This is a genomic window from Paenisporosarcina sp. P4_D4 (assembly GCF_056401835.1).
This window is the reverse complement of sequence record NZ_JBFUIO010000209.1, coordinates 1-2627: the sequence shown is the minus strand read 5'-3', so window position 1 is coordinate 2627 and position 2627 is coordinate 1. Positions and strand designations below refer to the sequence as shown.

The following is a 2627-nucleotide window of genomic DNA, read 5'->3' as shown; positions in this document are numbered from 1 at the left end:
GTGCCGTTATTGATCCGGAATAATCCAGCACCATTTGTTGAAACATCAACACCTGTTATAAAATGTCCATTTCCATCAAAAACTCCACTGAATGGGGTGGCATCGGATCCAATTGCAGTAATTACGTCCTGGTTTCCAATGATATCTTTTGTTAGGATATAATGTTTATCTGGATAATATTGGATTTTCTCCAAGTCTTGAACTGTATCAACTTTATATGGATTTTCTGCAGTACCTTCTCCATCCATCGCTTCTCTTACAATTCTAGAAGGGAAAATAGGATTTTGATTCGTCAAATTGTCCCAAACAAAAAGTTTTACAGTATTTTGATCATTATAAACAAGCGGTTTGTCGAAATTGATGATTTGTTCACGACCAAGTCCCTCTAATGCTACCTCTTTTATCTGTGCATCGATAAGCTTTGTACCTGTTGCATCGTAGGTAGCACCAACCACAGTAACTTGATCTTTTGAATTCGGATAGTTTAATAAACCAACTCCATTAAACTCTCCATCCTCCACATCTACACTTGATAATTCCATATGGCTTTCCGGCGGAGTCAATGTAAATTCATCAATAACAGTTCCGGCATTATTGTAGGCTTTAATCATTAAGGAATCTTCATTAGCTTCCAGAATCACGCCAGTCTGAACATTTTCATCGTAAACTACGTTATCCCAATCATAGACTTCATTGTCATAAAATTTAGGACCAGATGAACCCATTGTAATAAACGTAGTCCCTAAGTTCATCGCGTCTTGGTTATTATTCATGACACCGTCTCTAATGGTTGTACGTTTATATACATGGTCATGCCCGCCAATATAAAGGCTTACTCCCAATTGTTGAAGTTTCTTAGTTATTTGTGCTCTACCTGTACTCATCCCAGCATCATCGCTATGTGAACCACCATAATACGGGAAATGTCCCATCACAATTTTCCATTTCTTATTAGTTGCTCTCATGTCTTGCTCAAGCCACTCTAATTGCTTATCCGTGAAGTCYATCGAGTTTAATACAGCGATGTGTGCGTCTCCATAGTCAAACGAATAATTCCCTTCTTTTTTCGTACCTTTCCCATTTTCAGGTAAGTTGAAGAAATTCGTGTATGAGCTTGCATCAACATCTTGTATGACTTCATGATTCCCAATCATGTTTGCTGATAACAAATTTAGGTCTTTGTAGATATACTTCATTACATCCGTCCAAGCATCAGTCATACCAGCTGAATTCACCAAGTCACCAACTTGGATCATTAGCTTGCCGTCTGCATTTTTTTGTTTCAATACATCCAGCATGTCAGTATAAAGCTTAAAGCTTTCTGGATTTCGGTCCGGAACTTGGAGATCCCCCATAAGGTAAATCGTTGTATCCTCTGATTCAGGAGCTGTTTCAAATGAATACGCTTGTCCCCATGGACCTTCCGGAGTCAGGCCAAATCGGTATTGATAAGTTGTCTCTCTTTTTAAATCTGCTAAATCTGCCTCATGTGAAGCCAGTACTCTATAACTACTATTGTCTATATTTTCCCCATAAGCAGATTCAAAATAAGAAACCTTTGTTTCAATGACACTTGCATTGCTCCAATCATTTTCGGAAGTAGGCATATACTGAACATTGGCTTCCTTCAGAACATTGTCCGTAACCAGTGTTATGCCTACTTCTTCTTCCGTTGCCCCAACATTTACAGTTGGCGTAAATTCATTTAAAATTTTGTCTCCATCTAGACTAGTATCATCAACCAATATTCTGACTGTGTTAACCCGTGAATTTCCTGCTGAATCCGTCGTATAGTATCTAACAAAGTATTCGCCGTATTCCTCTACCACGAAATGATTATCCACTATTTCCGCCATGCCTTTAGAATCAAAAACTTCTGCTTTCACATTAGGAGTCTCACCACTATCATCAATTGATGTTGCATCAGGAATTTCCACTGTATCCCCTAACTGAACAGTAGAAGGCAATTCCCCGTTTATGACGATATCAGGAGCGTAGTCAGTTCCTTTCGTTACCTCACCAACCCAGATCGGTGCACTAAGTATTTCATCTCCATCTTTCTGGAAAGTTCGAATGAAGAAATATTCCCCATCACTGGATGGTATCGACTCATCTATTACAAACTCATTGTTATTAATATCCTTATATTCTTTTACAATCTCACCGTTGTTTGTATAGATAGTGACATTGTCAATAAGATCCTCTGTGTCTGGATCTTTCAATAAAACATTAAGATTAAGTTCTTTTGTGTCCCCAGAGAGTATAGAACCCATTATTTTTCCATTAGCTGAGTAACCTAATTCAAAATTTTCATCGAAAGTAACATACGTACGGCGGTTCGCCATTGCATCGTAAATACTTTCTCTCGTTAATTCATCTGTCCAAACACCTGTTAAAGCAGGATTTCCACTTCCCCAATTGGCACTGTGTTCATCCCCTCCATAGGAAGGAGAAAGGTGCCACCCATTATCCAAAGCTTGGACGAATGTGTCAAAATAACGTGAAACTTTATATTCAAACAACGTAACGTTATCATCTATGTCTTTATTTAAATGACCAAAACCATTGAAGTTCCCTTTACTATTTGGATCGGGATGATTGAATTGTGCAATTGCACCTTCTTCTTC

General features: G+C 38.3%; 1 protein-coding gene. It reads right to left on the bottom strand.

From position 1 onward, the window contains the following. Window positions 1-2627: purple acid phosphatase family protein (locus AC1DSL_RS17070; RefSeq protein WP_477533130.1), on the bottom strand; the 2627-nt coding region annotated here is incomplete at both ends.